A 22,589-nucleotide genomic window follows, 5' to 3' on the forward strand; every position below is an offset into this window, starting at 1 on the left:
CAGATCATTTTACTACACTGCCGGCCCGTGTAAAATATTTATAGTACCACGAGTCATGCAGGTCACTGATGATGACCCCTTTGCTGGTAGATACATGTACAAACTTGTTGTTATGGAGGTAGATACCTACATGGTCTATTTCCCTGCGCCCGAAAGAGAAAAACACCAGGTCACCTTCCTGCAACTGTCGTTCATATTTACGTTTGATGTGGTTGGCCATGTCTTTAGATACACGTGGCACCGACTTACCATAAACATCCTGCATGACCAAACCCACAAATGCGGAGCAATCCAGTCCCTGGCGGCCTGTTCCCCCTGAGCGATGAGGCGTGCCCATCCATTCGTCGATATAACTATACAGGGCGGCAGTTTCCAATTGGCTGGGGGCTACCCCCAATACCTCCGCATAGCCCTCCAGCAACCGATTTCCTGCCCGTACATCCTTGCGTGATGTGCTAGCATCGGTGAGGATTGTGCCTTTTGCACCCTTTCTGTCTTTGGCCTTCTTTTTATAAGCCGTCGACGTAACGGCCCTGTCCGGTGGAAGTGCGTTTTTGCGCGTGAGGCAGCCGGTTAACAAGAAGATGGATAATGAGAAGCATCCCAATAAGGACACGCGAATATATTTCATGGTCTCGTCCGCTAATAATTGCGAGCTAATTTATGTAATTATGCCCAAAAATCTCCTAATCTCTTACCTTTGCACAATGGTCATTAAAACGGCAACATTTATAAGCAGCAATACCCGTGTGGATAAATTACCTGCTGCCCGTTTACCTGAATACGCATTTATTGGCCGTTCCAATGTGGGTAAATCTTCGTTGATCAACGCTCTTACAGGAAATCGGCATCTGGCTAAAACTTCGCAAACACCGGGAAAGACGCAGTTGATCAACCATTTCCTGATCAATGACGCCTGGTATTTGGTGGACCTCCCGGGGTATGGCTTTGCAAAGGTTTCTAAATCCAGTCGTGCTGCTTGGGAGAAGTTTATCCGTCGCTATTTAGTAACGCGGGAAAACCTACAGTGTGTGTTTGTGCTGATCGACAGTCGACATGAACCCCAGCGGATCGACCTGGATTTCTGTTATTGGTTGGGTGAAAACGGCCTTCCTTTTATGTTGGTTTTTACCAAGGCTGATAAGCTGTCGGCCCAGAAATCCCAGTCTCATATCGAAAAGTTCCGAAAAACACTGCTGCAATGGTTTGAGAAAGTGCCAGCCTATTTCCTTACATCGGCGGAAACCCGATTGGGGTGCGATCGGATACTAGCCGCCATTGATGACATTAATACGAATTTTGAACCCACTGAGGTATCATGAAGAAATACTTTTCCCTGGTGCTTTTTGCTCATAGCATCTTTGCACTTCCTTTTGCTATCATCGGTTTTTTTCTTGCCGTTAATACGACGGCTTATGAATTTGATTGGTTGAAATTGGCGCTGATGCTGGCCTGCATGGTATTTGCACGTAATGCAGCCATGGCATTTAACCGCTACCTGGATCGCGGTATTGATGCAATCAATCCCCGTACGGCCATGCGTGATATCCCTGCGGGAAGGGTCAGTCCTACCCAAGCGATCACATTTACCATTATTAATTGTGTTTTGTTTGTCGGGGCCACCTGGTTTATCAATCTGATCTGCTTTTTTCTTTCGCCGGTTGCACTGGCGGTGATTTTGGGTTACAGTTACATGAAGCGACTAACACCTCTTTGCCACCTCGTTTTGGGGCTTGGGCTTGGCTTGGCTCCCATCGGAGCCTATCTGGTAGTGACCGGCGTGTTTCATATCGTTCCGATTTTTTATTCATTGGCTGTATTGTTTTGGGTGGGTGGATTCGATATTATCTATGCGCTGCAAGATGAGGAGTTTGACCGCGAACACCAACTTAGTTCCATTCCGGCATGGCTGGGCAAGCAGGGGGCGTTACGTGTTTCAGAGGTTTTTCACGTGCTGTCCGCTATTTTTGTCATCCTGCCCCTGTTTTTCATTCCGCTGGGCGGGTATTACGTGTCTGGTGTGATTTTTTATTGTGCACTCCTTATTTACCAGCATCGGATTGTGAGCCCTTCGGACTTAAGTAAGGTGAATCGCGCATTTATGACCACGAATGGCATCGCTTCGGTCGTGTTTGCCTGTTTCTTCCTGTTGGATATGGTTTTTTGATTTGTCATTCCCTGAATAAATCCCTTTATTTGCAAAAATCTGAAATGACGAATGGCGAAGAATTTACTGATTGTAGAGTCACCAGCAAAAGCAAAAACAATAGAAGGATATTTGGGTAAAGACTTTTTGGTCAAATCCAGTTACGGGCATATCCGTGATTTGGTAAAGACCGATGATGCGATTGATACCGAAAACAATTTTAAACAAAAATATGAAGTTCCTGCAGATAAAAAGTCTGTAGTCAGTGAGTTGAAAAAGTTAGCCAAAGAAGCGGAGACGGTTTGGTTAGCTTCCGATGAGGACCGCGAGGGAGAAGCTATCTCATGGCATTTATACGAGACCCTCGGCCTTCAGGACGATCGTACAAAGCGGATCGTTTTTCATGAAATCACCAAACCAGCCATTCTCAAAGCCATCGAAACGCCTCGGGGAATCGATTTTAATTTGGTGAATGCCCAGCAAGCACGGCGCGTACTGGACAGACTGGTTGGCTTTGAACTGTCTCCGGTATTGTGGAAGAAAGTAAAGCCTTCCCTTTCGGCAGGAAGGGTACAATCCGTAGCGGTTCGGTTGATTGTGGATCGCGAGCGGGAGATCAACCGTTTTCAGGCAGAAGCCGCGTTTAAAATTGTGGCTATCTTCCATACCGATAACCCAAAAGAATTATTTAAGGCTGAATTACCACAGCGGTTTCCGGTATTGGCGGATGCTGAACAATTTCTGAAAGATTGCATAACTGCCGAATTTGTTGTCAATAGTTTGGAAACTAAGCCGTCCAAGCGCAATCCTGCGGCACCCTTTACGACTTCTACACTTCAGCAGGAGGCCAGCCGTAAATTAGGTTTTTCTGTGGCTCGTACCATGGCGGTTGCACAACGGCTTTACGAAGCAGGCAGAATTACCTACATGCGTACCGACTCGGTGAATCTGAGTGATACAGCATTATTGGGGGCCGAAGAAGAGATTAAAGCAGCTTATGGAGCCAATTATCATAAACGCCGACAGTACCGGACGAAATCGGCTGGTGCACAGGAGGCACACGAAGCCATTCGTCCCACCTATTTCGATCGGCATACGATCGATGGTGATAACGCCGATAGGCGATTGTATGAATTAATCTGGAAGCGTGCCATAGCCTCTCAGATGAGCGAGGCGGAATTTGAAAAGACGACGGCAAAAATCGGTGTCTCCACGCGAAGTGAAGAATTGGTAGCCAATGGAGAAGTAATGCGATTTGATGGCTTCTTAAAAGTATATTTTGAGTCAACAGATGAGGAACAGGAAGTCAACCTGGATGGCGATGGAAACAATGCATTACTCCCGCCGTTGCAACGAAACCAACAGGTAAAATTGCGGACAATGACCGCTACTGAACGTTTTTCCCGTCCGCCCGCTCGTTACACGGAAGCTAGTCTCGTTAAAAAATTGGAAGAGCTTGGCATTGGCCGGCCTTCTACCTATGCGCCAACCATTTCAACGATCCAGAATCGGGGATATGTGGTGAAGGAGGAACGCGAAGGAAAACCAAGGGATTATCGGGTATTGGAACTTCAGGGTACGCAGTTGTCGACCGTAACCAAGACGGAAATTACAGGTGCGGAAAAAGCAAAGTTATTTCCAACCGATATCGGCGTGGTTGTCAATGATTTTTTGGTTGAACACTTCAAAGGAATTGTAGACTTCAATTTTACGGCAAAGGTTGAAAAGGAATTTGATGAGATTGCCCAGGGAATGAAAGAATGGACGGATATGCTGCGTGGGTTCTATGGGCCATTTCACACCGAAGTTGAAATCACTATCAAACATGCGGACCGCGCTACCAATGAACGTGAATTGGGGGTCGACCCTGAATCGGGCAAGCGGGTCAGTGTACGCATTGGTCGGTTTGGACCCATGGTGCAAATCGGATCGACGGACGATGAAGAAAAACCCCGTTATGCCAGTTTGAGACCTGGACAGATGATTGAAACCATCACATTTGAAGAGGCACTTGATTTATTTAAATTGCCCAAGAAAATAGGAGAGTTCGAGGGCAAAGAAATGACCGTGGCAATTGGCCGGTTCGGCCCGTATATTCGGCATAATAATGCCTTTTATTCGCTACCGAAGGATGTCGACCCGCATGGTGTGACGACCGATGCCGCTATACAGATTATTCAGGATAAAAGGCAACGGGATCTAGAGAAAATAGTCAAAGTGTTTGATGAGAATCCAGATGCGCGCATAGAAAATGGCCGTTGGGGACCATTTATCCGCTTTGGTAAACAGAATATTAAAATACCTAAAGGTACAGAGGTGAATTCTATTACCTATGCCGATGTGCTGAAGTGGGCGGAAGCCGGTGATAAGAAGCCGAAAAGAAAAGTGAAAAAATAGCGAAAGCTAGGGCTAAAAATCTATCAGCCGATAGCTGACAACAGAATAAGATGAAAAAAGACCTGCCTGAAAATATAGTCAGTGACATTTCAATTGCGGTAGTCCTGGAAAGTGAGTCACCCACCGGAAAGGTGTGGAATGTTTACCTAATCAATGAAAAGAATGTGCCCATCAAAAATGTGATGGTTAGCTCGAAGGGCTATGGTATTAAAGACGAAAAGGAAGTAAAGACCTCTATTTTACGCCACTTTATCGGCGATATAGACCCCCAGGATTATGCTAAAATCGAAGCGATCGACGAACAGGTATTTGGGTTGACCAACGAGTATTGGCTTAGTTATTACATTGACGGGACCATCTATGATAAGAAGTACATCTTTTTGCCCGAAAGTATCGTTGACGACAACCTAATCAAAATACCGGTATTAAATAAACCCGGTGTGTTGATCGGAGGAAATAACTGATTAATGATTAGAAAAAACAAGATCATCGCGATTGATGGCTATTCGTCTTGCGGCAAAAGCACGTTGGCTAAGGCATTGGCTGAAAGGCTTCACTATGTTTATATCGATAGCGGAGCGATGTATCGCGCCGTGACACTCTATTTCCTTCGAAACAACATTTCAATTATGGATGTGGAAGCGGTGAACCGTGCACTGGAGAATATTCATATAGATTTTCATAACGACGCTGGAAAGACCTATATTTTCCTAAACAGTGAAGATGTATCGGAGGAGATCAGACAGATGTATGTTTCGGACTATGTCAGCGAAGTCAGTGCGGTAAAAGCGGTGCGTTCCGCAATGGTCTCTCAACAGCAAAAATTAGGACAGTGCCGTAATATTGTAATGGATGGGCGTGATATCGGCACAACGGTATTTCCAGACGCCGACTTAAAGGTCTTCATGACGGCCGATCCGAAAGTGCGTGCAGAACGGCGCTACCTTGAATTGAAGAATAAGGGAGAAACCACCACCCTGGAAGAAGTATTTGAAAATTTAGCGCATCGCGACTATATTGATACCACACGTGAAGAAAGCCCTTTGATCCGTGCGGAAGATGCCATCGTACTGGACAACAGCGACCTTAACGAAGCACAGCAGTTACAGTTTGTCCTGGACCGGCTATAGGCGGCCGGGATATTCCGCCAAACCCCGCTCTAGGCAAATCAACGCCCTTTTCAGATCATTTACATTCAATACGTACGCTAACCGGACTTCATTCTTTCCTGATCCGGACGTGTTATAAAAGCCGCTTGCAGGAGCCATCATAACAGTTTGGTTTTCGTATGAGAAATGCTCCAGCATCCATTGGCAGAACCGGTCGGCATCATCCACAGGTAAACGGGCGACCACATAAAATGCACCTCCCGGGTTTGGGCTATACACGCCATCGATCGCGTTCAGGCCGGCGACCAGCACATCCCTTCTGGCAGTATATTCATTCTTTACTGCGTCAAAATAGGATTGCGGCGTATCTATGGCTGCTTCGGCAGCAATCTGAGCCACGGCAGGGGCGCTGAGCCGGGCCTGCGCAAATTTGAGTACCGTGCTCCAGAGTGCTTTGTTTTTAGTGATCAGGCAACCCAATCGCGCTCCACAGGCGCTGTAACGTTTGGAAACTGTATCGATCACGACGGTATGCTGTTCCAGCCCTTCAAGTTGCATGGGAGATACGAACTCACGGCCATCGTAGCAAAATTCGCGATAAGCTTCATCGATAATTAGAAATAAATCATATTTCAGGCAAAGCTCCCTGAGTGCTTCCAATTCCTTACGGGAATAAAGGTACCCCGTGGGATTATTCGGATTGCAGAGTACAATGGCCCTTGTTTTTGCGGTAATGGCGGCCTCAAAGTCTGCAATGGGAGGGAGTGCAAACCCGTGATCGATGCTAGACAATATCGGAACGATAACGGCACCCGCAGCACGGGTAAAGCTGTTGTAATTCGCATAGAAAGGTTCGGGGATAATCACTTCCTCGCCTGGATTGATACAGGCTTGCATGGCGAACGAAAGTGCCTCGGAGCCTCCGTTTGTGACGATAATGTCATCGGCGCTAATGGCGTAGCCCAGATTGTTGTAATAGCCCGCTAATTTGTTGCGGTACGATTCAATGCCCTCAGATGGGGTGTATGCCCATACCTTGAAATCGATGTTCCGGATCGCCTCCAGCATACCCTTGGGTGTTTCAATATCGGGCTGGCCAATATTGAGGTGATATACATGTTTACCCTCCCGCTTGGCCTTTTCAGCATACGGGGTGAGCTTACGGATGGGAGAAGCCGGCATTTCATCGCCTTTTATACTAATCGCGGGCATGTCACTTTGTTATTACTAAATGAATTTCGACGCAATATTAAGCATAGCTTTTCATTTAAAAGCAAAAAAAAACCGCTAAATCGATAGCGGTTTTTTATATTTTGATAATTGCCTGTAAATTAGCTAGTCACCTCTCCCTTGATGTAGAGTGTCTTTACGGGTGTCTTGGTATTTGACCGTACCGTGAAATTCTTAGTGAACGGCTGTTTAGCTGCTGCATTATACGTAACCGATATGGTACCCTTTTCTCCGGGTTTTACAGGAGTTTTCGTGAACTCAGCCACCGAACATCCACAAGAAGGTTTCACTTCATTGATGATGATCGGTTCGGTACCTACATTGGTGAACGTAAACACGTGTGTAACGGGCTTTCCCTGAGGTATTTTTCCGAAATCATGCGTTTCTTTATCAAACTTAAACTCTGCTTTGCTGTTTTGCTGGGCTAAAGCCGTGGTGCACATAAACGCAACCAACAGGACACATATAGAAGCAATTTTTTTCATCGTAGTTTTTTTTTGTAGTAAATGTTCTTTTAGTGACAATAATACAAATTTATCGTTTTGGATTGATAAGGTCAAAAAATGTTCCAAAAACACAAACATTTGCACACTTTACCCTGAATAGACGTTATCTCAGGTGGTTTCAGTGCGGCTTATTTTTCGTTAATTAAGGGATGTTGAGGTACTTATGTGTCTGTAACGAAATTTCCCATTTAGGATTTTGCATCACGTAATCTACGATAAGAGGGGTCATTTCCTGCGCCTTGGACCACTCGGGTTGAAGGTAGAGCCGACAGGAAGAAGGTACAAGTGCTGCATATTTTTCGGCCCATGCAAAATCACTTTTATTGAAAACAATCACTTTCAGTTCACCCGCGGCAGCGATGACATCGGGTAACGGTCCCTTGAATTTCTTGGGGGAAAGGCAAATCCAGTCCCAATGTCCGCTCAGCGGATAAGCACCGGATGTCTCGACAAAGGTTTTGATGCCTGCGGCATGCAACCCCTGCGTAAGATAGTCCAAGTTGTAAATTAAGGGTTCACCTCCGGTTACAACCACTGCTTTTGACGGATGTTGCTTGGCATGCTCGATAATCGTATCGGCCGGAGTAAGCGGATGTAAGTCCGCATCCCAGCTTTCCTTTACGTCACACCAGTGGCATCCAACATCACATCCGCCTAAGCGGATAAAGTAGGCTGCTTTGCCCGTATGATACCCTTCCCCTTGTATGGTGTAAAATTCTTCCATCAAAGGGAGTAGCGTGCCGTCTTCTGGAACTTGGTGTGCCATTTGTGATTTCAAGGGTGCAAAGATACGGATTTTTGTAGCGTTTTTTGATTTTAGATCGTTACGATCACTAGAAACAATCCTGATCGTAGGCAGGATGAAGTAAAACCTTATTATGAAACACCATGAACGTAACCTTTTCTCAAAAATGTCGGTTGGTGCGGGATGCATCCGTCGCTTTTCTCTTGATGATGTTATCTGCTGCTTGCAGCGATAAATTGGAAACCACTTATACGTACCGCACACAGGTGCCGGTCTACATGGAAGTAGATGTTTTCCGTAGCATGGAGGTGGGATCCACTACTGCCAAACCGCTGTCAGCCACAGGCAAAATTTACGTTTATGAAGATTATCTCTTTATTAACGAACCTCAGAAGGGCATCCACGTGATTGATAACCAGGACCCTTCGAGTCCGAAGAACTTGAATTTTATCGACATTCCCGGCAACATGGATCTGGCCGTCAATGGAGGTATTCTCTATGCAGACAGCTACATTGACTTATTGGCGTTTGATATTAGCAATATGCAGGAAATCAAGTTGGTTGAACGGGTTGAAAATGTCTTTCCGCATATGTTTGCTGATTTGAATCAGACGCTATTTATTACCTACAAGGATACGGTTATTACCTATTCGGAATCCGAGCGGAAAAAATGGATCTGGTATGATGGAATGGCATATAGCAATGGTGCTGTGATTAGTCCAGGTGGAAGCTACGGGCAGGGTGGATCCCTAGCCCGGTTCACACTGGCTCGGGAACACCTGTATGCGGTGGACGAAAATAGCCTGCGGCTATTCGATGTAAGAAAGGCCGAAAAGCCGGAGTTTGTGCGTTCTGTCCCGTTGGGCTGGGGTATTGAAACGATTTTTCCGTTTGAAAATAAGTTGTTCATCGGTTCGACGACCGGTATGCATATCTATGACATCGGAAATCCAGCACAGCCCGAGGAGATGGCTGTGTACAGTCATATCACTGCCTGTGACCCTGTGGTGGTGAACGAAAAATATGCGTTCGTAACCTTGCGAAGTGGTAATTTGTGCCAACAAGGCGAAGATTTGTTGGAAGTGCTGGATATTCAGGATCCCTATCACCCAAAGTTGTTGAAAGCTTACGATATGGAAAACCCGCATGGTCTTGGGCTTGCCGGCGATCAACTGTATGTTTGCGAAGGCAATTTTGGTTTAAAACGCTTTCAGATTGCCGACGTGATGAATATCGATACTCACCTGATCGAGCACATAACAGATAAAAAGGCAGTCGATGTCATCCCCACGGATAAATCGGTGATTGTGATCGGACCGGAAGGAGTTTGTCAGTATGCTCATTCGAACGATGGTCCATTACAGTTATTGAGTTGTATCAGTGTGGCCCCCTAAATGCTTAAGTTCATGAAAAAAGTGAAACTGATGGTTGCCGTGCTTGGGTGCTCGTTGTGGAGTGCGCAGCTTCTCGGCCAGCCGGCTCGTTTTACGAATCAAACGGAGTTTGGATTGCTCCAGGGAAAAGGGGCATTTAAGCAGGGAGGTAGCTTCACATTGCAGACATTTAATGGCATTCGCCTGAACGAGTTTGCCGAAGTCGGCGGTACCGTCGGACTGGATGCCTATCCGGACATTACATTGGTGCCGCTTGCATTCGGATGGCGCGGCGTGATCCCGGCAGGTAACGTGTCGCCTTTCCTTGCGATGGACGTCGGTTATGCATTCGATTGGCTCAAGAAGGAAACGGAGATCAGCTGGTATAGCGGAGGCCTGATGTTTAACCCGTCGATTGGGGTCAGGATTCGATCCAAAAAGACCGACCGTTTCTTGCTGGCAGTCGGCTATAAAAGGCAGCAATATTCGCACTACGAAGGACGCCTATTGTCCGGTGGATTTGCGGTGGTACCGGAAACAGAGCGCTCGGCGCTGCCACCGGGGTTTGAATTTCTACAAAGAGACGACTATATCCTTCAACGGCTTTCGATTCGGGTGGGAGTGATGTTTTAAATAGTTAGCATTTTCGGATTTCCTTTTTTACCTTTGCGCCGAACACAAAATCACGCTTGTATCGTGATTTCGGAATTTTTTTATAACACAAAATCATACTTGTAAATGATTACTGATATCAGCCTATCCAAAACCTCATTTACAGCGCAACCAGCAATAAAACCAGCCATTTAGCCGCTCCATCGTCAATTTTGATTGTTGCCAAAAACAACTATTTTTGTCGTCACCAACGTATAAATATTTACAATTGATTTACAACGAATGGCGACGGTTAATGCAGTAATACTCAATCATCACAGGAAGCAGGACGGCACCTGGAACGTAAAAATAAGGGTCACCCACAAGAAATCCTCTGTCTACATAGATACCCCGCATTTCGTCAGCAAGCCGAAGCTGAACAACAAAGGTCAGCTCAAAAAGACATGGATTGATGCGCATCTGGTAGATACGTTGAACCAGTACCGGTTAAAGATCGGAGACCTGAAGGAACGCCTGGATTATATGACCGCGTCGTCGATCCGTGATCACCTCACAACACGGGAGGATCTACCCGACTTTTTTGGATTTGCGGACGCATACATGAAGCGGGAAGCCGAGAAGGGTAGGCAGGTAATGACGTTAGGATCTGCGGTATTGTCCCTGCGTGACTATTGGGGCGAAAAGCCCCTGCCAATGGATATGTTCACCGCCCGCCTGCTAACCTCTTTCGAAGAATTCCTGCGAAAAGAGCGTAACGTAGTGCGCAGGAAGCGGAACGGCGGCACCTATACATCCAAAGTCACGGCGTTGTCACACAATTCCATCGTCAATCGGATGTCGACCCTTAGGGCTATATTCAATGCCGCCAGATTCCAATACAACGACGAGGATGTCGGTATCATCCGGATCAAGAACTACCCGTTCAATAAGTACCGGATGAACGTGATGAAGGCCACCAAGAAGAGGAACCTATCCGTGGATCAAATCATCTCGATCAGGGATACCCCCGACCAGAATGGCTACAGGACAAACCTCGGCCGCGACCTATTCATGCTTAGCCTTTACCTTTGCGGAATGAACGCGAAAGACCTATATGTCTACCTGACCGACACCGATCAGACGAGGCTAGACTATAATCGCAGCAAAACGATGAAAGATAGGAGGGATGATGCATTCATCAGCCTTCTCATTCCGGATGAGGCCCGTCCGATCATTGCCCGGTACGCCGGTGTGATACAGACCAGGTACGCCGACAACCTCATTCTAAATTCGGCCATCGCTGAAGGCATGCGCAACATGCGTCCGATCGTGGGTATCCCGGATTTGACATTTTATCATGCGCGCCATAGCTTCGCGACACTGGCACGGAACGAATGCGGCTTCAGCAAGGATGATGTTGCCGTGGCCATGAATCACGTGGACAGCTCCAGGCGGGTAACCGATATATACCTTGCTCCGGATTGGTCGATTGTGGACAGGGTTCAGGCGGGTGTACTGGAGCTATTAAAAAAATAAGGCCCGGATTTTGGTCCGAGCCCATGCAACTAAAAGTAAACTTTTAATCGCAGCAACACTGCAAATATAAGTATTATATTACATGTAAAGGCTCTTTTTTATTATATGGCCTTTGCCGGTAAGCAGCCAGTCACCGGAAACACCATAGTCCTTTACCAGCGCCTCCAGCAGATGCAGTGGGAACTCGCGACTAGGTTCCTTTCTGAGGCGGGAAAGGTTCGTCACCAGGTAGTCGTTTTCCATGCAGAATGCCCTCGCGCTTTTAAGGCTTCCTTCGCTCACCAACTTATCGAGTGCATAAAAGAATCGCTGGTTGATTTCTACACCTTTATCGTTTTGCATTGACTTTTGATTTTTCTATTGCCTTCTTCCACTCGTGCAGTTGTTGGGCGCTGAAGCTTATCTCTGCGCCATTTCCTATCGCCTTGCGATATCGTTCAATGTCCTGGGATGACATATAGGGTAGGTATCCGTCAAGCTCGATCAGCTGGCTGACGCGACTATAAAGCTCTTTCCGGACCTCCGGATTGGCGACGATGGGAGAGCCTTCGCCCAAAATCAGCCACCGTGCATCCACATCGGGGAAAGCCCGCAGGATCCGCTCTACAACAGTGAGCCCGACCACACCATTTAGAATATTGTTGAGGTGTTGGGGCGAATAATCAAGCAGCGCAGCAAAGCGGGTTTTGTTTCCACCGGCTTTGATGTCTATAAGATGTTGAATTCTAGTGTTAAGACTCATTGTTTTAAGTTATCTTATCGATTTTGCTCGTTAAGCAGCTTACTTTGTATTAGCCAATTTCAGGTTTTGTATGATATCAAAGTTTAAAATGCTCCTTAAAAGGAGAAGGGACCGAAAGTTGAAAGAGCGCATTCTACGGTATGTTTCACAATCGAAAGTCGTTTCCGGGACTTCTTTGGAACAATCGGTCGAATGGTTTTTTAAATATATTAATGGTAGCCTACCGGAAAAGCGATAGGAACATTGAAACGGATGGTGCTCACAGTGCTGTTTTGTGATCCCGAATCGCCTGTGCTGAAACCGGCAGAAAATCCTACCACGTTTATGCCGACCTTCCCTTGTCCACTGGTTTCGTTATCGGAGGCCGTGACCGCGACGGTCATCTCAACCTCTTGAACTTTTCTTCCGATGGGTGCTACCGACCTTCCCTCCGTTATCTCCATAAAACCATTGATGTCAACAAGCGGATTGATAATCGCTCCGTTGCTTTTTATTTCGGTTGACGCGGTTGTTATGCCGGATACAATGCCTTTTATCGATTCCGATATAAACTCTTCAATGTTCATAATAGCTGTTTAAATATATCTTTCAGTTGTTGGATGCGGGCGTTTAGGGTCATAGTTGTGTTGTTTTGGTGATCTTTTTTGTGTCCAAATCAACGTATATCATTTTGTGTATTTCCTGCTCGAAATACTCTTCATTTGGTTTGTTGTTCACGAAGGCCGGTTTAATCCAACCCTTCAGATGGATTTCAATTTTCAAGTTTGAACCTTCAGATATATAGCTTAGTTCTTTTGATTCGATTTTCTCGAACAATATTTCCTTTGGATGGTCTAGGTAATTTATATACCATGATTCACTGGTAACTTCCTCACCCCATGGCACATCCTTACGCTGAAGAGGGAATAGATACGACTGGTCAAAATATATAGCGCTTCCAGTGATGCTGCTCAATGCTATTGTTTCAGTATTACTTATCAAGTTTCGCCGATTGAAAACATTTGTGTCAGGTAGAGTAAACCCAGACAGTATAGTTTGGAAATTTTGATCAAATATCCGGTTGTTTTGTTTTTCGACAGTTAGCTTACTTGCTGAAAATTCATCTGCCAGGATCGCTAAATTTCCATTATACCAAGGCGTCACAGTATATAGTATGGCAGAGCCCGAACTGCTTACCTCGCTAGTTAGAGGTATTATAGACTTGTTTTTGGTGTCAAACAAAACAGTAGTGGTGAAATCGGAATACCCAGCTCTTACGCCACCTATAACAAACGACGCAAATATCGTATCGTTTATACTGGTTAGGTGATATGGCTTTAGATCGGTTTCTGTCATATTGGATTTATCAACATCTATTGTGAATCCTGCGGATTTCGAATTATTCGACGAGTCGTAAAATCCTAAATATAGCCCTTTGTCTACCCATGCGGTTACTATCGTGTATTTTTTTAAATTTTCATCCAAACGATCGATGACATCGTGGTCGAATTTGTCAAGGGGAAACGGTAAGATGTTGGTTGCATCATCACTCAAGGCGTATTTGCTTATTTGCTCTTTTTGTAAAGCCATTTCGGGGCTTATTGGCTCTTCGGGTTCAGGCGTGATCTGCGGCACCTCTTTGTTTGAGCAAGAAAATAAGGCGACAGTAATCGACAACAAGAATAGGTTTTTGATCATGGTTTTATTTTTTCATGTTTGAAAATCCAAGTTCGCCACCATATTCCTCCATTAGGACGGTAACAACCTTAAATGCCTCAACCATCCATGGCTTTTTTTTGTCATAAATGACGGGGTTCCATCTTGATCCCTTGGGCTTGAATTTCATTTCGGCGATGATGTTGTTGTCGACGAAAATCAAATCAACCATAATGTATTTGTAGTACTCGATTCGGCCGGTGGTGTAATAGTATTTTTTGGGTTCCGTTCCCAACTTTAAAAACATGTCATCTCTCACACGTATATCAAAGCCATTTTTAATGAGAAGTCTGCCGAATTCACGGTAATTTGAGTCGGCTGGCTTATCAGTCGACAGGTATATCCTTCGGTCTCCTTTTTGTTGGGCTACGCAAACCGTAGCGGACGCCAGCACCAGTAAAAATAGTTGGGAAGCAATTTTTATCATTTTTGTTCAATAGGCTAATAATTGGGCTTTTTAAGTATGTCAGTAAGCAGACACAATCTTCGTATACGTTCCTTCTTTACATTCACAGGTGCATATTTGGGCTTATCTCTTATTTTTTCCAATTGGTTGTCACTCCACAGGATCACCTCATCCTCCTTTTCGGAAACTAAGATTCGTTTGAACATACGGTAATCACCCCACTCAACGTAGTATATCTCGCCCCACAGGATATCTTGTACATCGTTGATAGGACGCAACACACACCAGGATCCGTTTTCCAGCGTCGGATACATGGAATGCCCGTAAACCGGTAATGCGAAACTGTCTCTAGTTGAGCCCGGTATGTTAAGATGGCCTATTACTTTTACGTCGTTTGGATCGTTGTATATTTCGATTGCGGAAGCTGCTGTTGGAAAATTGTACATTGGTATACTGGTTTGGTTGCTTTCTATTTCTTTTGACGCATTTTGAGGCCGTCCTGCATAGGTCTCAGACATGAGTACTGATTTCAATGCAGAAACTACCTTTTCTTTCTTTATGTCGTCATTCTTTGCAGCTTCGATTCGACCTATACTACCTAAAGGAACACCAGATAGCTGTGCAAGCATTTCTTGTGTTAATCCTTTTTTTATTCTGAGGCTCTTAAGTTCAGCTCCTGTCATTTATTCAGAAATGAATAATTTTTAATTGTTGGTAATCAGAATTTTAGCGACGTATTGTTCAAAAACGAATATCACAGTATTGATTTCTTCAAAAATGAAGAATATATTTGCAACAACACAAACGCAAACATAGATAAAAATCAGAAATAAGGCAATCCCATAATGGTAGGATTTAGCAATATAAGGAATTCTAGGCGGCCATACGCAGGACAGATTGATAAGGGGGCAGATTTTTTTGTCGTCGACTGCGTGTTGTACTGCTCACACGATTTCAGAACATGGACGTGGCCGTTTTTTCCGAAGCATATAATCAAGATTATGAAGAGGGAGATCTTCAAGTTTCCCGAAGCCATGAAGGCTTTGGCGGAATGGGAGAACCTATTGCCAGAAGATCATGTGCCGCGGTTCATAGCATGTAACCTGGGGGGATTGGACGACAAACCTGACATTACGGTCGACGGTGTAGTTAATTATACGGAATACGTCGATTGCCGTTTGCGGGGCACCTGTCGATTTGAGGGCAAGCTTTGCCGGGCGCTGAAGGTTGAACACGGGGTGATTTCCGGAGCGGAGATGGCAGTCCTTAAACTGAGCAACAAACCTATCAAGATCATCGCAGACGAACTGAATATCTCGCAGGAGACCGTTAAATCTCACCTGAAAAGTATCAAGGACAAAACCGGACTTCCCGACAAGACAGAGGTAGCAATTTTCGCATATAAAAAAGCATTGATAACTCAATAACAATAATCAAATGGAATTCAAAGAACCGATAGTGGTAACATGGTTTGATATATTTCAAACATTTCAGGAAGGAGAGGAACGTGAATACGACACCTCCAAAGAAGTGGCTATCCGTCATGCGATATCCAGGCGTGTGAAGTACGAACGGCCTGATCTGTCCTTTACAACTTGGACGTCGACCGCTAAAACGGGTGATCGCAAGTTCCATGTGCGCCGCCTCACTCAGGAAGAAATTACGCAGCAACAACAGTCCGCAGTGAGTGCCGGGTAATGTGCCCGGCACGTGTGGACAAATCATTCTCAGCAATGCTAAATAGGGAACAGCTATCGGAAATGAGGGACGTGCTTAAAGACGTCGCGAAAGTTGGCGCGGTACAGGTTTTAACCGAGATAGGACAGTTGAAGCCGTTCATCACCAAAGCCGAAGCCTACAGACTATACGGCCGCACCAAGGTTGACATGTGGATCCGTAACCGTCTCGTGACGCCCCGCGGTGGATTTGGGGAGAAATGGCGGCTGGAACGTTCAGAGCTGGAGGCTATTTCGGCATCAGCCTCACTCGCGGCTTACGTCAATTCCATGGCTTTCAAGGATAAAGGCGTCAAGGTTAATCTCGACGAATTAAAGTAACAAATAAATCGCAGCAACATGCAAAAGTCAACAATCAAGCCAAGGGGGGTAAGAAGCTTATACCCTTTGGATTTCAACAAAAACAACCCCTCGATGGAGGGTTTCCCTGAATGGAGGCAGTACATCCGGGATGAGGCACTGAAAGCCGCGCACTGCCGCACATTCAGGAGCGGTCCCATTGCTATCGTGGTGATGCCTGTAGAGCAGCTAGATGCACTCATACAGATGGAAAGCATGAGACTACAGGCAGAGGCGCAACTTGAAAGGGCACGGGCATGAGCATCACGGAATCAAGTTTAAAAAAGGCAGGTTTCAAGGGGTCTGGAGGCGTGTATTCCAAGGGGGCGGTACAGGTGTTCCGAGATCACCGAGGCTGGTTTTTGGGCCACGAGCATCCACTGGATATGGCGGTCCATTCAATGGCGACGCTGCTGCTCCTGGAATCTGCAATCAATAGTGCCCGCACGGAAAGCCGTGGCGAAACCTCATTTAATTACGGTGTAAAATCAGCATAACCATGAATATCATTATAAAATCACTGACAATCATCAACTTTAAGGGAATATCAAAACTAACCATTCCCTTCCAGCAGGTCACTTCCATCCTAGGTGCGAATGCGTCAGGGAAGACGACCGTCTTCGATGCGTTTTTGTTCCTGCTTTTTGGTAAGGATTCAACAGACCGGAAAGATTTCGAGATCAAACCGCTGGACGGGAAAGGCAATGCTAAGCAACGAACCGAAAACGAGGTGTCGGCCATCCTTATTGTGGATGGAGAGGAAATCAGTTTGCGCCACTTAATGAAGGAAAAGTGGGTAAAGAAGAGAGGGGAGGAGACCGCCGAATTCACCGGCAATGAACACCTGTACTTTTGGAATGACGTGCCGATGCAAGCCGGGGAGTACGCTGCAAGGATAAACGACATCCTGCCCGAGAACGTATTCAAGCTACTGACCAATCCGCTTTACTTCAACTCCATCAAATGGCAAGACCGCCGGGCCATTCTCCAGGAGATAGCAGGGGAAGTGACGGATGAAGAATTGATTGGTATCAATCCCGACTTTGCTAAGCTGCTGGAGTCGCTATCGGGTAAAACCCTTAAGGAGTTGCGGGCGATGAATGCGGTTGAAAAGAAACGGCTAAAAGAAGAGTTAGCTATGATCCCTCCACGTATAGACGAGTTGGAACGATCTAAACCGGAGTTGGTCGATGAAACGGAGATACAGGCCGAGATCGACACCCTACAAGCCCAATATGATGCAATCGAAAAGCAGATAGAGGACCGTAACGAGGTCCAAAAGACAGAAAACGAGGCGATCCGTGAACTGACTCAGCGGAAGCACACGTTGGAAACCCTTAATCAAGGGATTCGCGCGAAGGTAACGCAGGAATACAATTCCGATGTCATTAAATCTGGCAGTGCGGAAAAGGAGCTCTCCGACAAAATTAGCCGTCAATATACGGCGCTTGCAGAAATCGAATCGACTGCAAACCGGCAAAAATCTCAGCTGTCCAGTTTGGACTCATCCCATAATGACCGCATCCGTCGTATTTCCCGGGACCGTGAAGAGATAAACGGTCGCATTGCTTCCCTACGGACGCAGTTTGAGACGGTGAACGCCAAAGAGATCGACCCGAATAGCTTGGTTTGCTCTGAGTGCGGCCGCGAGCATGAGGCGCATAATATGAATGATATCATCGCCAAGTTCAACGAGAATAAAATGAACGAGCTCCGCTCCATCAAAGAGCGTGGTGACGCCTTGAAAGCCGATATGAACCGCCTGAACGAGGAGCTTACCCGTGCCGAGACGGAAGTGTCGACCACGAAAGAAGCCATTAATAAAACCCTCACAGATCTGCAAAGCCAGCACGAAACGGAGCAAGCCGCGTTAAATGATCTCCAAGCCCAGTTGGAAGCCGTTAAATCAAATAAGGTGGTGGTAACGCCGGTAGCCGATAGACTGGCGGAACATGCCGATTTCAATGCTAATATCAAGGATATTGAGGGCATCGACGAAGCACTTCGAAACCGTCCCGGGATTGACCTCAGCGACTTGCGTACGAAAAAGGCAATCATTAATGCCGACCTTGATGCCGCCAAACGAAAACTCCTTATCAAGGACCGGATCACCGCGGCCGACAATCGTATCAACGAACTGAAGGCACAGGAGAAAACTATGGCGCAAGAGCTAGCGGCCATCGAACGCCAGGAGTTCGTCGCTGAAAGCTACGAGAAGGCTAAATCAGAGGAACTGGAGCGCCGTGTCAACGGCATGTTTAAGTACGCCAATTTCAAGCTATTCAACCATCTGATCAATGGGGGAGAGGAACCGACCTGTGTGACAACGTATCAAGGTGTGCCGTTCCCCGACCTGAATAATGCTGCAAAAATTCTTGTGGGGATCGACATTATTAATACGCTGTCGGCCCACCATGGCGTCACCGCGCCGGTATTCCTCGATAACCGCGAGTCCGTGTCAAACATACCGGATACCGCGGCCCAGGTAATCAATCTGATTGTTTCACCCGCCGATGAGAAATTGAGGGTAGCGTAGTGGCAAAAAAAGTCGCACCACATAAGCCGGTACCGAATGTCAGTTGCACGGGATGCATCTATCAAGACATCGGTGACCATCCGGCAATAATGTGGTGCGACAAAATCAAGATGCCGATGCCGACATCGACTTACAAACAATGCATTCACAAAAACAAAAAGCAACAATAAAATGAGTAATCAGCAGCAACAAACAGGGGTACAGAAAGCCCCGCAACAAACACCAAGTGAGCGCTTCACCGCGGCGGTAATGAAGGAATTTGCCGCCGTGGTCGGTGACGTGTCGAGAGTGACCAATTTCCAAAAGAAGGTAATTCAGAATTACTTCATCAAACTGGATATGGTCCTCAAAGCAGCCGATCAGAAACGACTGGATAAGAACGCAAAAGCCAAGGCGCCGGAAGATCAGGACCACCTTGAATACAGCTGGAACAACATCAACATGCAGCAGCTTGCACTTGATGTGATCTCGTATTCCGTCATCGGGCTGGATCCACTCCAAAAGAACCACATCAATCTCATTCCGTATAAAAACAACAAGACGGAAAAGTACGACATCACCTTCATGATGGGGTACGATGGGATCGAGCTTAAGGCTCGGAAATATGGTTACGATATCCCGGATGACGTCATAATCGAACTTGTCTATTCCAACGACCATTTCAAGGTACACAAGAAAAGCAAGGACAATCCGGTCGAGTCGTATGAGTTCGATGTGGTCGATGCGTTCGACCGTGGCGACATCGTCGGTGGTTTCTACTATCACGTGTACCATAGCAATCCCGAAAAGAATAAGCTTCGGGTTTATACTAAAGCCCAGATAGACAAACGGAAACCTAAGTATGCTTCCGTGGAGTTTTGGGGCGGGGAAAAGGACAAGTGGGAGTATGATAAAGCCAAAAACAGGAACGTCAAGGTAGGGAAGGAAGAAGTGGAAGGCTGGTATGAGGAAATGGCATGGAAAACATTGAAACGTGCTGCCTACGATGCCATCACCATCGACAGCGAGAAGATCGACGAGCATTACCTGAAGGCGATTCAAGCGGAAAGGGAAATGGATTCGGATCCTGTATCCAGCCAAGTGGCCAAAGACATCAACCAAAACGCCAACCGCAAAGAAATGTCGTTCGAGGATGCCGAGGTTGTAGAGGACAAGGCTCAGGAATTGCCATCTGCCACCGAAAAGGTGACGATGCCTACATCGGCACAACAGCCGGAAAAGCAACCTGCAGCAAACAAACAGAACCCGGCCGCCGGAATGCAGCCTTCATTTAGCTTCGACGACTAGCCATGAAGCTGCACGTCATAGGTTCATCATCCGCGGGTAACTGCTATCTCTTCACCGACAATGGGGGCAATACCCTCATTGTCGAGTGCGGGGTGCGATTCGAGATAATCAAACGCGCGCTTGACTTCGATCTGTCACGTGTGGCGGGTGTCTGTGTGACCCATGAACATGGGGACCATTCCAAGGGCGTTGCAGGCGCTGTAAATGCCGGGCTGGATGTATGGGCAACCGCCGGAACATTACGGGCATTTGGGTACAAAAGCTACAGATTCAACCCTATGAAGATCGGCCAAGCCTATCACATTGGCCCGTTTGCGGTAATAGCATTCGATACCCATCATAACACAACCGAACCATGCGGTTTCCTTATCCGGCATCCGGAAATGGGTACGACGCTTTTCCTGACTGACACAACCTATTGTGATTATCGTTTCCCCGGCCTTACGAATATCATCATAGAGGCCAATTACAGCGAGGATATAATCGATCGAACGTTGTCGGATAAGAAGTTCCTCAGAGATCGCGTAATCAACGATCATATGTCGGTAGAGACGTGTATCAGCACCCTTCAGGCGAACGATCTCCGCAAGGTCAATAACATTGTACTGATACACCTTTCGGACCGTAACAGCGATGCAAAGCAGTTCCAGCAGATGATCGAAAGCGCCACATGCAAGACGGTTACCGTGGCCACGGCGGGCCTAACAATTAATAATTTCAATGTAACACCATTTTAAACTTAGATACAGCATGTCACATTTTACAGTTATGGTGATCGGCAATGACCCCGAAAAGCAACTTGCACCGTACCAAGAAAACAACATGGGCGATTGCCCTAAAGAGTACCTAAAATTTAATGATATCGAGGCCGAGCATCGAGAAACATACTCGACCGACGAAACAACCGTTTTCGTTTCCCCTGAAGGAGAGACCCTATCGAAGTATCAGGATAGATTTCGGGTGTCTGACGGCCTCTTGAATGGATCTAATTACGTATGTCCGGAAGGCTGGACCGAAAAGGAGATCTTGGTAAGTGAACTGTACCCTACGTTCGAACAATACATGTCCGAATATTGCGGCTACGCACCATCCGAGGACGGCAGGTTCGGCTACTGGGAAAATCCGAACGCAAAATGGGATTGGTATCAATTAGGTGGCCGTTGGACCGGGCATCTCAAACTGAAACAAGGAGCGGTAGGAACTAACGGTGAGCCGGGTTTATTCAGGCGTCAGGCCAAACCAGGGTACACCGATCAAGCAAAATTGGAGGATATAGATCTGAAAGGAATGCGCGACGAAGCGCGTGCTGATGCCATAGGTCGTTACGATAGGTTGGCTGAGCTTTTCGGCGGCGAAATTCCAAGGATGGATTTTATGTGGGAGACGTTGCTGGCCGACAAGGGCCTGACCATCGAACAAAAGCATGATACCTATCATAACCAATCCGCGATGCAACAACTGAAAGTTTTGCGAGAGTCATCCAAGGACGACCGCGAACTTCGCGATTTCCTGTTTTTCCTGAAGCTTGAGGATTACCAATTGACCCGTGAAGAATACGCTTCAAAGGCAGCAAATGAGGCTATCTCAACATTTGCGATCATCAAGGACGGAAATTGGCATCAGCGCGGCGAAATGGGCTGGTGGGGTATCGTCTCAAACGAAATGGACGCTTCCGATTGGAATACTGAGTTCAACAAACTACTCGATTCGCTTCCGGGTGACACATTGATCTCTGTTTACGATTGTCATATCTAATTTTTAATCACAGCAACAATGAAAAAGAACATTGCCGAGCATTTACCCCTTCGCGAAAGAGAGGGATTTCTCCGGGACAACTGCGACGCCCCGGAGCGGATGAGCTACATGAAAAAGTTCACCGAAGAGGAGATTGTCGCCATGAAAAACCGGCTATCAACGGTATCCATCGAGATGGACGATATCGAGGATGAGAAGAAAGCTCTCGCCGTCCAGCTGAAGGCCAAATTCGACCCACTGAAAACGGAAAAGAAGTCGCTACTGAAAAACATCAAGCAGCGCGCGCAATTGGTGTCCGAGGACTGCTACAAATTCATCGATCATGAAAACGGCCGAGTGGAATATTATAACGCTATAGGAGACCTGATCGAATCGCGTCCGTTAGCGCCGGAAGAACGCCAACGCGGACTTTTCGCACTTCGTAATGGCACGGAAGACTAACTCTATTATTTAACCCAAT

General features: G+C 46.5%; 28 protein-coding genes. 18 read left to right on the forward strand and 10 right to left on the reverse strand.

Annotation, left to right across the window (positions count from 1 at the left end):
- Nucleotides 1-4 precede the first annotated feature (4 nt).
- Nucleotides 5-631: a C40 family peptidase gene (locus BMZ56_RS03370; protein ID WP_090624188.1), complete on the reverse strand. Its 627-nt coding sequence runs from the start codon at nucleotides 629-631 to the stop codon at nucleotides 5-7.
- A gap of 76 nt (nucleotides 632-707) precedes the next feature.
- Between BMZ56_RS03370 and yihA the strand changes: the two genes are divergently transcribed.
- From yihA to cmk, 5 genes are read left to right on the forward strand one after another with little or no spacing between them, the layout of a single operon-like run.
- The gene (yihA, locus tag BMZ56_RS03375) at nucleotides 708-1,322 is read left to right on the forward strand and encodes a ribosome biogenesis GTP-binding protein YihA/YsxC (protein WP_090624189.1); all 615 of its coding nucleotides are present in this window, start codon (nucleotides 708-710) and stop codon (nucleotides 1,320-1,322) included.
- Nucleotides 1,319-2,167 (forward strand): UbiA-like polyprenyltransferase, encoded by an 849-nt coding sequence (locus BMZ56_RS03380; RefSeq protein WP_090624191.1) that lies wholly within the window; start codon nucleotides 1,319-1,321, stop codon nucleotides 2,165-2,167. Before yihA ends, BMZ56_RS03380 begins: the two co-directional genes overlap by 4 nt.
- A 51-nt stretch (nucleotides 2,168-2,218) precedes the next feature.
- Nucleotides 2,219-4,543, forward strand: a complete 2,325-nt coding sequence (gene topA / locus BMZ56_RS03385) for a type I DNA topoisomerase (protein WP_090624193.1) — start codon at nucleotides 2,219-2,221, stop codon at nucleotides 4,541-4,543.
- A 50-nt stretch (nucleotides 4,544-4,593) separates the two neighbouring features.
- On the forward strand, nucleotides 4,594-5,007 hold the full coding sequence (locus BMZ56_RS03390) for a hypothetical protein (protein WP_090624195.1): 414 nt from the start codon (nucleotides 4,594-4,596) through the stop codon (nucleotides 5,005-5,007).
- 3 nt (nucleotides 5,008-5,010) lie between these two features.
- On the forward strand, nucleotides 5,011-5,673 hold the full coding sequence (gene cmk, locus BMZ56_RS03395) for a (d)CMP kinase (RefSeq protein WP_090624197.1): 663 nt from the start codon (nucleotides 5,011-5,013) through the stop codon (nucleotides 5,671-5,673).
- On the opposite strand, the gene BMZ56_RS03400 is transcribed toward cmk, so the two are convergent.
- The 3 genes from BMZ56_RS03400 to BMZ56_RS03410 all read right to left on the reverse strand — a co-directional run bounded on the left by BMZ56_RS03400 (nucleotide 5,668) and on the right by BMZ56_RS03410 (nucleotide 8,154).
- On the reverse strand, nucleotides 5,668-6,864 hold the full coding sequence (locus BMZ56_RS03400; RefSeq protein ID WP_090624200.1) for a pyridoxal phosphate-dependent aminotransferase: 1,197 nt from the start codon (nucleotides 6,862-6,864) through the stop codon (nucleotides 5,668-5,670). The genes cmk and BMZ56_RS03400 overlap by 6 nt on opposite strands.
- Nucleotides 6,865-6,983: 119 nt before the next feature.
- Nucleotides 6,984-7,367 carry a DUF1573 domain-containing protein gene (locus BMZ56_RS03405; RefSeq protein ID WP_090624470.1) on the reverse strand — a complete coding sequence of 128 codons (384 nt, stop codon included), beginning with the start codon at nucleotides 7,365-7,367 and terminating at the stop codon, nucleotides 6,984-6,986.
- Nucleotides 7,368-7,530: 163 nt separating this feature from the next.
- Nucleotides 7,531-8,154 carry a 7-carboxy-7-deazaguanine synthase QueE gene (locus BMZ56_RS03410; protein ID WP_090624202.1) on the reverse strand — a complete coding sequence of 208 codons (624 nt, stop codon included), beginning with the start codon at nucleotides 8,152-8,154 and terminating at the stop codon, nucleotides 7,531-7,533.
- 122 nt (nucleotides 8,155-8,276) lie between these two features.
- Here BMZ56_RS03410 and BMZ56_RS03415 point away from each other — a divergent pair, with 122 nt between their 5' ends.
- The 3 genes from BMZ56_RS03415 to BMZ56_RS03425 all read left to right on the forward strand — a co-directional run bounded on the left by BMZ56_RS03415 (nucleotide 8,277) and on the right by BMZ56_RS03425 (nucleotide 11,633).
- Entirely contained in the window at nucleotides 8,277-9,527 is a 1,251-nt protein-coding gene (locus BMZ56_RS03415; RefSeq protein ID WP_090624204.1) for an LVIVD repeat-containing protein, read from the forward strand.
- Nucleotides 9,528-9,539: 12 nt separating this feature from the next.
- A complete protein-coding gene (locus BMZ56_RS03420) occupies nucleotides 9,540-10,139 on the forward strand; it encodes a hypothetical protein (protein WP_143072832.1) in 600 nt (199 codons plus the stop codon).
- Between the two features lie 261 nt (nucleotides 10,140-10,400).
- Complete coding sequence (locus BMZ56_RS03425) at nucleotides 10,401-11,633, forward strand: phage integrase SAM-like domain-containing protein (protein WP_090624208.1); 1,233 nt, start codon at nucleotides 10,401-10,403, stop codon at nucleotides 11,631-11,633.
- A 78-nt stretch (nucleotides 11,634-11,711) separates the two neighbouring features.
- Here BMZ56_RS03425 and BMZ56_RS03430 read toward each other — a convergent pair whose 3' ends face one another.
- From BMZ56_RS03430 to BMZ56_RS03455, 6 genes are all read right to left on the reverse strand, one after another.
- Nucleotides 11,712-11,975 (reverse strand): hypothetical protein, encoded by a 264-nt coding sequence (locus BMZ56_RS03430; RefSeq protein WP_090624210.1) that lies wholly within the window; start codon nucleotides 11,973-11,975, stop codon nucleotides 11,712-11,714.
- On the reverse strand, nucleotides 11,962-12,375 hold the full coding sequence (locus BMZ56_RS03435; protein ID WP_090624212.1) for a hypothetical protein: 414 nt from the start codon (nucleotides 12,373-12,375) through the stop codon (nucleotides 11,962-11,964). The genes BMZ56_RS03430 and BMZ56_RS03435 overlap by 14 nt, the downstream gene beginning before the upstream one ends.
- Nucleotides 12,376-12,584: 209 nt before the next feature.
- Nucleotides 12,585-12,941, reverse strand: a complete 357-nt coding sequence (locus tag BMZ56_RS03440) for a hypothetical protein (RefSeq protein ID WP_090624214.1) — start codon at nucleotides 12,939-12,941, stop codon at nucleotides 12,585-12,587.
- A 49-nt stretch (nucleotides 12,942-12,990) separates the two neighbouring features.
- Nucleotides 12,991-14,052 carry a hypothetical protein gene (locus BMZ56_RS03445; RefSeq protein ID WP_090624217.1) on the reverse strand — a complete coding sequence of 354 codons (1,062 nt, stop codon included), beginning with the start codon at nucleotides 14,050-14,052 and terminating at the stop codon, nucleotides 12,991-12,993.
- Between the two features lie 4 nt (nucleotides 14,053-14,056).
- Nucleotides 14,057-14,497 (reverse strand): hypothetical protein, encoded by a 441-nt coding sequence (locus BMZ56_RS03450; RefSeq protein ID WP_090624219.1) that lies wholly within the window; start codon nucleotides 14,495-14,497, stop codon nucleotides 14,057-14,059.
- Between the two features lie 14 nt (nucleotides 14,498-14,511).
- Complete coding sequence (locus BMZ56_RS03455; RefSeq protein ID WP_090624221.1) at nucleotides 14,512-15,159, reverse strand: XRE family transcriptional regulator; 648 nt, start codon at nucleotides 15,157-15,159, stop codon at nucleotides 14,512-14,514.
- A gap of 318 nt (nucleotides 15,160-15,477) precedes the next feature.
- Between BMZ56_RS03455 and BMZ56_RS03460 the strand changes: the two genes are divergently transcribed.
- The 10 genes from BMZ56_RS03460 (at nucleotide 15,478) to BMZ56_RS03505 (ending at nucleotide 22,570) form a co-directional block, all read left to right on the forward strand.
- Entirely contained in the window at nucleotides 15,478-15,903 is a 426-nt protein-coding gene (locus tag BMZ56_RS03460; protein ID WP_177195015.1) for a response regulator transcription factor, read from the forward strand.
- A 10-nt stretch (nucleotides 15,904-15,913) separates the two neighbouring features.
- On the forward strand, nucleotides 15,914-16,174 hold the full coding sequence (locus BMZ56_RS03465; RefSeq protein WP_090624225.1) for a hypothetical protein: 261 nt from the start codon (nucleotides 15,914-15,916) through the stop codon (nucleotides 16,172-16,174).
- 35 nt (nucleotides 16,175-16,209) lie between these two features.
- Nucleotides 16,210-16,533: a hypothetical protein gene (locus BMZ56_RS03470; protein ID WP_143072833.1), complete on the forward strand. Its 324-nt coding sequence runs from the start codon at nucleotides 16,210-16,212 to the stop codon at nucleotides 16,531-16,533.
- A gap of 18 nt (nucleotides 16,534-16,551) precedes the next feature.
- Nucleotides 16,552-16,812, forward strand: coding sequence for a hypothetical protein (locus BMZ56_RS03475; protein WP_143072834.1), 261 nt, complete (start codon nucleotides 16,552-16,554; stop codon nucleotides 16,810-16,812).
- Nucleotides 16,809-17,048 (forward strand): hypothetical protein, encoded by a 240-nt coding sequence (locus BMZ56_RS03480; RefSeq protein WP_090624232.1) that lies wholly within the window; start codon nucleotides 16,809-16,811, stop codon nucleotides 17,046-17,048. Before BMZ56_RS03475 ends, BMZ56_RS03480 begins: the two co-directional genes overlap by 4 nt.
- A 2-nt stretch (nucleotides 17,049-17,050) precedes the next feature.
- The gene (locus BMZ56_RS03485; protein ID WP_090624234.1) at nucleotides 17,051-19,087 is read left to right on the forward strand and encodes an AAA family ATPase; all 2,037 of its coding nucleotides are present in this window, start codon (nucleotides 17,051-17,053) and stop codon (nucleotides 19,085-19,087) included.
- 171 nt (nucleotides 19,088-19,258) lie between these two features.
- Entirely contained in the window at nucleotides 19,259-20,374 is a 1,116-nt protein-coding gene (locus tag BMZ56_RS03490; RefSeq protein ID WP_090624236.1) for a recombinase RecT, read from the forward strand.
- A 2-nt stretch (nucleotides 20,375-20,376) separates the two neighbouring features.
- The gene (locus tag BMZ56_RS03495) at nucleotides 20,377-21,111 is read left to right on the forward strand and encodes an MBL fold metallo-hydrolase (protein WP_090624238.1); all 735 of its coding nucleotides are present in this window, start codon (nucleotides 20,377-20,379) and stop codon (nucleotides 21,109-21,111) included.
- A 13-nt stretch (nucleotides 21,112-21,124) separates the two neighbouring features.
- Nucleotides 21,125-22,129, forward strand: coding sequence for a hypothetical protein (locus tag BMZ56_RS03500; RefSeq protein WP_143072835.1), 1,005 nt, complete (start codon nucleotides 21,125-21,127; stop codon nucleotides 22,127-22,129).
- Between the two features lie 18 nt (nucleotides 22,130-22,147).
- Entirely contained in the window at nucleotides 22,148-22,570 is a 423-nt protein-coding gene (locus tag BMZ56_RS03505) for a hypothetical protein (protein WP_090624242.1), read from the forward strand.
- Nucleotides 22,571-22,589 lie beyond the last annotated feature (19 nt).

The organism is Parapedobacter indicus (genome assembly GCF_900113765.1).
GTDB lineage: Bacteria > Bacteroidota > Bacteroidia > Sphingobacteriales > Sphingobacteriaceae > Parapedobacter > Parapedobacter indicus.

Bases quoted from the DNA above. Each gene is read 5' to 3' on its own strand.
- BMZ56_RS03370 (WP_090624188.1), bottom strand. From the start codon at position 631: ATGAAATATATTCGCGTGTCCTTATTGGGATGCTTCTCATTATCCATC.
- yihA (WP_090624189.1), top strand. From the start codon at position 708: ATGGTCATTAAAACGGCAACATTTATAAGCAGCAATACCCGTGTGGAT.
- BMZ56_RS03380 (WP_090624191.1), top strand. From the start codon at position 1,319: ATGAAGAAATACTTTTCCCTGGTGCTTTTTGCTCATAGCATCTTTGCA.
- topA (WP_090624193.1), top strand. From the start codon at position 2,219: ATGGCGAAGAATTTACTGATTGTAGAGTCACCAGCAAAAGCAAAAACA.
- BMZ56_RS03390 (WP_090624195.1), top strand. From the start codon at position 4,594: ATGAAAAAAGACCTGCCTGAAAATATAGTCAGTGACATTTCAATTGCG.
- cmk (WP_090624197.1), top strand. From the start codon at position 5,011: ATGATTAGAAAAAACAAGATCATCGCGATTGATGGCTATTCGTCTTGC.
- BMZ56_RS03400 (WP_090624200.1), bottom strand. From the start codon at position 6,864: ATGCCCGCGATTAGTATAAAAGGCGATGAAATGCCGGCTTCTCCCATC.
- BMZ56_RS03405 (WP_090624470.1), bottom strand. From the start codon at position 7,367: ATGAAAAAAATTGCTTCTATATGTGTCCTGTTGGTTGCGTTTATGTGC.
- BMZ56_RS03410 (WP_090624202.1), bottom strand. From the start codon at position 8,154: ATGGCACACCAAGTTCCAGAAGACGGCACGCTACTCCCTTTGATGGAA.
- BMZ56_RS03415 (WP_090624204.1), top strand. From the start codon at position 8,277: ATGAACGTAACCTTTTCTCAAAAATGTCGGTTGGTGCGGGATGCATCC.
- BMZ56_RS03420 (WP_143072832.1), top strand. From the start codon at position 9,540: ATGAAAAAAGTGAAACTGATGGTTGCCGTGCTTGGGTGCTCGTTGTGG.
- BMZ56_RS03425 (WP_090624208.1), top strand. From the start codon at position 10,401: ATGGCGACGGTTAATGCAGTAATACTCAATCATCACAGGAAGCAGGAC.
- BMZ56_RS03430 (WP_090624210.1), bottom strand. From the start codon at position 11,975: ATGCAAAACGATAAAGGTGTAGAAATCAACCAGCGATTCTTTTATGCA.
- BMZ56_RS03435 (WP_090624212.1), bottom strand. From the start codon at position 12,375: ATGAGTCTTAACACTAGAATTCAACATCTTATAGACATCAAAGCCGGT.
- BMZ56_RS03440 (WP_090624214.1), bottom strand. From the start codon at position 12,941: ATGAACATTGAAGAGTTTATATCGGAATCGATAAAAGGCATTGTATCC.
- BMZ56_RS03445 (WP_090624217.1), bottom strand. From the start codon at position 14,052: ATGATCAAAAACCTATTCTTGTTGTCGATTACTGTCGCCTTATTTTCT.
- BMZ56_RS03450 (WP_090624219.1), bottom strand. From the start codon at position 14,497: ATGATAAAAATTGCTTCCCAACTATTTTTACTGGTGCTGGCGTCCGCT.
- BMZ56_RS03455 (WP_090624221.1), bottom strand. From the start codon at position 15,159: ATGACAGGAGCTGAACTTAAGAGCCTCAGAATAAAAAAAGGATTAACA.
- BMZ56_RS03460 (WP_177195015.1), top strand. From the start codon at position 15,478: ATGAAGAGGGAGATCTTCAAGTTTCCCGAAGCCATGAAGGCTTTGGCG.
- BMZ56_RS03465 (WP_090624225.1), top strand. From the start codon at position 15,914: ATGGAATTCAAAGAACCGATAGTGGTAACATGGTTTGATATATTTCAA.
- BMZ56_RS03470 (WP_143072833.1), top strand. From the start codon at position 16,210: ATGCTAAATAGGGAACAGCTATCGGAAATGAGGGACGTGCTTAAAGAC.
- BMZ56_RS03475 (WP_143072834.1), top strand. From the start codon at position 16,552: ATGCAAAAGTCAACAATCAAGCCAAGGGGGGTAAGAAGCTTATACCCT.
- BMZ56_RS03480 (WP_090624232.1), top strand. From the start codon at position 16,809: ATGAGCATCACGGAATCAAGTTTAAAAAAGGCAGGTTTCAAGGGGTCT.
- BMZ56_RS03485 (WP_090624234.1), top strand. From the start codon at position 17,051: ATGAATATCATTATAAAATCACTGACAATCATCAACTTTAAGGGAATA.
- BMZ56_RS03490 (WP_090624236.1), top strand. From the start codon at position 19,259: ATGAGTAATCAGCAGCAACAAACAGGGGTACAGAAAGCCCCGCAACAA.
- BMZ56_RS03495 (WP_090624238.1), top strand. From the start codon at position 20,377: ATGAAGCTGCACGTCATAGGTTCATCATCCGCGGGTAACTGCTATCTC.
- BMZ56_RS03500 (WP_143072835.1), top strand. From the start codon at position 21,125: ATGTCACATTTTACAGTTATGGTGATCGGCAATGACCCCGAAAAGCAA.
- BMZ56_RS03505 (WP_090624242.1), top strand. From the start codon at position 22,148: ATGAAAAAGAACATTGCCGAGCATTTACCCCTTCGCGAAAGAGAGGGA.